The organism is Kineococcus glutinatus (assembly GCF_039542765.1).
GTDB classification, from domain to species: domain Bacteria; phylum Actinomycetota; class Actinomycetes; order Actinomycetales; family Kineococcaceae; genus Kineococcus_A; species Kineococcus_A glutinatus.
Genome location: NZ_BAABIL010000059.1, coordinates 1 through 5735 on the forward strand (window position 1 = coordinate 1; position 5735 = coordinate 5735).

Below are 5735 nucleotides of genomic sequence, written 5' to 3' on the forward strand. Positions count from 1 at the left end.
GCTGATCTGGTTATGATGTGAAGGTTGCCTCGGGTCTGCTGCTCGTGTGGGTGGTGGGGCGTGTGCGTCCGATGCTTGAGAACTCAACAGCGTGTCATTTGTCGATGCCAAGTTTTTGACCCTGTCGATTGATGGCTCATGTGCCGGTGGGTGTGCTTTCGGGTGTGTCTGCTGGTGGGTGGGTTGTTGGTTGTTGGGATTCCTTTGGTGTTGAACCGGCATGGTGTGCGTGTCAGCGCGCAGATCGTGTCGTGATTTGATGCCAGTATCGAACGCCGGTCTGTGGATCGGTGTCCGGTTGTTTCGAGTTCGCCCCTGCCTGTGGGTGGGGGTGGGTGAGACTTCAACGGAGAGTTTGATCCTGGCTCAGGACGAACGCTGGCGGCGTGCTTAACACATGCAAGTCGAACGGTGAACCCCTTCGGGGGGGATCAGTGGCGAACGGGTGAGTAACACGTGAGCAACCTGCCCCTGGCTCTGGGATAACTCCGGGAAACCGGAGCTAATACCGGATACGACTCACCCCGGCATCGGGTGTGGGTGGAAAGTTTTTCGGCTGGGGATGGGCTCGCGGCCTATCAGCTTGTTGGTGGGGTGATGGCCTACCAAGGCGACGACGGGTAGCCGGCCTGAGAGGGCGACCGGCCACACTGGGACTGAGACACGGCCCAGACTCCTACGGGAGGCAGCAGTGGGGAATATTGCGCAATGGGCGAAAGCCTGACGCAGCGACGCCGCGTGAGGGATGACGGCCTTCGGGTTGTAAACCTCTTTCAGCAGGGAAGAAGCGCAAGTGACGGTACCTGCAGAAGAAGCACCGGCTAACTACGTGCCAGCAGCCGCGGTAATACGTAGGGTGCAAGCGTTGTCCGGAATTATTGGGCGTAAAGAGCTCGTAGGCGGTTTGTCGCGTCTGCTGTGAAAACTCAGGGCTTAACCCTGAGCTTGCAGTGGGTACGGGCAGACTAGAGTGCGGTAGGGGAGACTGGAATTCCTGGTGTAGCGGTGAAATGCGCAGATATCAGGAGGAACACCGGTGGCGAAGGCGGGTCTCTGGGCCGTAACTGACGCTGAGGAGCGAAAGCATGGGGAGCGAACAGGATTAGATACCCTGGTAGTCCATGCCGTAAACGTTGGGCGCTAGGTGTGGGACTCATTCCACGAGTTCTGTGCCGCAGCTAACGCATTAAGCGCCCCGCCTGGGGAGTACGGCCGCAAGGCTAAAACTCAAAGGAATTGACGGGGGCCCGCACAAGCGGCGGAGCATGCGGATTAATTCGATGCAACGCGAAGAACCTTACCAAGGCTTGACATGCGCAGTGCACCGGCAGAGATGTCGGGTCATTTAGGTGGCTGCGTGCAGGTGGTGCATGGTTGTCGTCAGCTCGTGTCGTGAGATGTTGGGTTAAGTCCCGCAACGAGCGCAACCCTCGTTCTATGTTGCCAGCGCGTCATGGCGGGGACTCATAGGAGACTGCCGGGGTCAACTCGGAGGAAGGTGGGGATGACGTCAAATCATCATGCCCCTTATGTCTTGGGCTTCACGCATGCTACAATGGACGGTACAAAGGGCTGCGAGACCGTGAGGTGGAGCGAATCCCAAAAAGCCGTCCTCAGTTCGGATCGGGGTCTGCAACTCGACCCCGTGAAGTCGGAGTCGCTAGTAATCGCAGATCAGCAACGCTGCGGTGAATACGTTCCCGGGCCTTGTACACACCGCCCGTCACGTCACGAAAGTCGGTAACACCCGAAGCCGGTGGCCCAACCCCTTGTGGGAGGGAGCCGTCGAAGGTGGGACTGGCGATTGGGACGAAGTCGTAACAAGGTAGCCGTACCGGAAGGTGCGGCTGGATCACCTCCTTTCTAAGGAGCATCCTCCGATTCTCATGCCCGGCCTGTGTGCCGTGGGTGGGGTTGGCAGGAGCGTCATGGCTCACCCGCGTGTGGTGAGGTGACAGCTCATGGGTGGAACATCGACAAAGGCATCCGGTCTGTCGGCTGGGTGCCCGCTAGTACGTCCGCTGTCGGTGGTGGCTTCTTCGGAGGCTGTCGCTGGGGTGGAGGGGAACGTGGGTGCCTGCTGGGGGTGGGTGTCGCGACACGCTGTTGGGTCCTGAAGGATCGGCCGTGGCCGGTGGGTGCGGGGGACGTCGTCAGCTGATGGCGTGCCCGGTGCCCGGTGCCGGCGGGGTGGTCTTTCTGGTCGGGTTGGCCGGTGTCTGTCATACCGCTTCCCAAGGTGGTCATCTGCAGGGTTGTTCTGCTGTGGGTGTCTGCGGGTGGGGGTGGGTGGTGGATGTGTGCCGGTGACCGCGGCTTGTATGTTGAGAACTACACAGTGGACGCGAGCATCTTTTTTTGAGTCTTTGTGTGGCCAAGTTTTTAAGGGCACACGGTGGATGCCTTGGCATCAGGAGCCGATGAAGGACGTAGGAGCCTGCGATAAGCCTCGGGGAGTTGGCAACCGAACGGTGATCCGAGGATGTCCGAATGGGGAAACCCGGCCGCCGTCATGGGCGGTCACCCGCATCTGAACACATAGGGTGCGTGGAGGGAACGTGGGGAAGTGAAACATCTCAGTACCCACAGGAAGAGAAAGCAACCGCGATTCCGTGAGTAGTGGCGAGCGAAAGCGGATGAGGCTAAACCGGATCGTGTGGAACAGCTGACAGGCGTTGCACGTTCGGGGTTGTGGGATCCCTCGGTCTGGACTGTCATCCGGGCAGGGAGTAAGAAAGTCGTGTCATAGCCGAAGGATCTGGAACGATCCGGCGTAGTGGGTGATACCCCCGTAGGCGAAATGGCGCGGCCTCCCGAGGGCGATCCCGAGTAGCACGGGGCCCGTGAAATCTCGTGTGAATCTGCCAGGACCACCTGGTAAGCCTAAATACTTCCTGATGACCGATAGCGGACAAGTACCGTGAGGGAAAGGTGAAAAGCACCCCGGGAGGGGAGTGAAATAGTACCTGAAACCGTGTGCCTACAAGCCGTCGGAGCCTTGCGTGCAAGGTGACGGCGTGCCTTTTGAAGAATGAGCCTGCGAGTTAGTGGTACGTGGCGAGGTTAACCCGTGTGGGGTAGCCGTAGCGAAAGCGAGTCCGAATAGGGCGTGTTAGTCGCGTGCTCTAGACCCGAAGCGGAGTGATCTACCCATGGCCAGGTTGAAGCGCGGGTAAGACCGCGTGGAGGACCGAACCCACCAGGGTTGAAAACCTGGGGGATGAGCTGTGGGTAGGGGTGAAAGGCCAATCAAACTCCGTGATAGCTGGTTCTCCCCGAAATGCATTTAGGTGCAGCGTCGCGTGTTTCTTGCCGGAGGTAGAGCTACTGGATGGCCGATGGGCCCCACCGGGTTACTGACGTCAGCCAAACTCCGAATGCCGGTAAGTGAGAGCGCGGCAGTGAGACTGCGGGGGATAAGCTTCGTAGTCGAGAGGGAAACAGCCCAGATCACCAGCTAAGGCCCCTAAGCGTGTGCTAAGTGGGAAAGGATGTGGAGTTGCGCAGACAACCAGGAGGTTGGCTTAGAAGCAGCCACCCTTTAAAGAGTGCGTAATAGCTCACTGGTCAAGTGATTCCGCGCCGACAATGTAGCGGGGCTCAAGCACACCGCCGAAGCTGTGGCATTCACGCGTTCGCCAGGCCTTCGTGGTCCAGGTGCGTGGATGGGTAGGGGAGCGTCGTGTGCCGGTTGAAGCGGCCGAGGAATCGAGTCGTGGACGGCACACGAGTGAGAATGCAGGCATGAGTAGCGAATGACGGGTGAGAACCCCGTCCGCCGAATGACCAAGGGTTCCAGGGCCAGGCTAATCCGCCCTGGGTAAGTCGGGACCTAAGGCGAGGCCGACAGGCGTAGTCGATGGACAACGGGTTGATATTCCCGTACCGGCGAAGAACCGCCCATGCTGAACCTGGTGATGCTAAGCACCCAAAGCTCGTCCGCCTTTCGGGGTGGATGTGGTGGAGCGTGCGACCCGATCCGGTAGTAGGCAAGCGTAGTAACAGGGGTGACGCAGGAGGGTAGCTTCCGCGTGGCGATGGTAGTCCACGTCCAAGGGTGTAGGGCGCGGTGTAGGCAAATCCGCACCGCTGGCTTCAATGCCGGGCCTGAGACCTGATGGTGACCCCTTCGGGGGGAAGCAGGGTGATCCCATGCTGCCTAGAAAAGCCTCGACGCGAGGTTCAAGCCGCCCGTACCCTAAACCGACTCAGGTGGTCAGGTAGAGAATACCAAGGCGATCGAGTGAATCGTGGTTAAGGAACTCGGCAAAATGCCCCCGTAACTTCGGGAGAAGGGGGGCCTGAGGAGTGAAGCCCTTCGCGGGCTAGCTCTTGAGGGCCGCAGAGACCAGGGAGAAGCGACTGTTTACTAAAAACACAGGTCCGTGCTAAGTCGCAAGACGATGTATACGGACTGACGCCTGCCCGGTGCTGGAACGTTAAGGGGACGGGTTAGCGTGTAAGCGCGACGCTCAGAACTTAAGCGCCAGTAAACGGCGGTGGTAACTATAACCATCCTAAGGTAGCGAAATTCCTTGTCGGGTAAGTTCCGACCTGCACGAATGGCGTAACGACTTCTCCGCTGTCTCAACCGCGAACTCGGCGAAATTGCACTACGAGTAAAGATGCTCGTTACGCGCAGCAGGACGGAAAGACCCCGGGACCTTCACTATAGCTTGGTATTGGTGTTCGGAACGGCTTGTGTAGGATAGGTGGGAGACTGTGAAGCCGGCACGCCAGTGTCGGTGGAGTCATCGTTGAAATACCACTCTGGTCGTTCTGGATGTCTAACTTCGGTCCGTGATCCGGATCAGGGACAGTGCCTGGTGGGTAGTTTAACTGGGGCGGTTGCCTCCTAAAGAGTAACGGAGGCGCCCAAAGGTTCCCTCAGCCTGGTTGGCAATCAGGTGTCGAGTGTAAGTGCACAAGGGAGCTTGACTGTGAGACAGACATGTCGAGCAGGGACGAAAGTCGGGACTAGTGATCCGGCCGTGGAGTGTGGAATCGCGGTCGCTCAACGGATAAAAGGTACCCCGGGGATAACAGGCTGATCTTGCCCAAGAGTCCATATCGACGGCATGGTTTGGCACCTCGATGTCGGCTCGTCGCATCCTGGGGCTGGAGTAGGTCCCAAGGGTTGGGCTGTTCGCCCATTAAAGCGGTACGCGAGCTGGGTTTAGAACGTCGTGAGACAGTTCGGTCCCTATCCGCTGCGCGCGCAGGAAACTTGAGAAGGGCTGTCCCTAGTACGAGAGGACCGGGACGGACGAACCTCTGGTGTGCCAGTTGTTCCGCCAGGAGCACGGCTGGTTGGCTACGTTCGGAAGGGATAACCGCTGAAAGCATCTAAGCGGGAAGCCTGCTTCAAGATGAGGTTTCCATCCACCCTTGAGGTGGGAGAGGCTCCCAGCAGACTACTGGGTTGATAGGCCGGATGTGGAAGCACCGACGCAAGAGGTGTGGAGCTGACCGGTACTAATAAGCCGATGACTTGACGACACTTTTTCGACTTGAGTGATGTGTTCGCGTCCGCTGTGTGGTTCCCGGGATACAAGCCCACCCCTCCACCATCGTGCATGGTGGTGGGGGGTGTGCAGGTCTTCTCCCGAGAGTGTTTCGGTGGTCATAGCGGTGGGGAAACGCCCGGTCACATTCCGAACCCGGAAGCTAAGCCCTCCAGCGCCGATGGTACTGCCCCCGCCAGGGGGTGGGAGAGTAGGACACCGCCGAACAAC

Annotated in this window: 3 rRNA genes; all 3 read left to right on the forward strand. The window is 59.0% G+C overall.

Annotated elements, in window-relative coordinates:
* Positions 1–343: 343 nt before the first annotated feature.
* The 3 genes from ABEB16_RS03130 to rrf all read left to right on the forward strand — a co-directional run bounded on the left by ABEB16_RS03130 (position 344) and on the right by rrf (position 5732).
* Positions 344–1863, forward strand: a 16S ribosomal RNA gene (locus ABEB16_RS03130).
* 509 nt (positions 1864–2372) lie between these two features.
* Positions 2373–5499: ribosomal RNA gene (locus ABEB16_RS03135) — 23S ribosomal RNA — on the forward strand.
* Between the two features lie 116 nt (positions 5500–5615).
* Positions 5616–5732 (forward strand): 5S ribosomal RNA (gene rrf, locus ABEB16_RS03140).
* Together the 16S, 23S and 5S rRNA genes form the textbook arrangement of a ribosomal RNA operon.
* Positions 5733–5735: the final 3 nt, after the last annotated feature.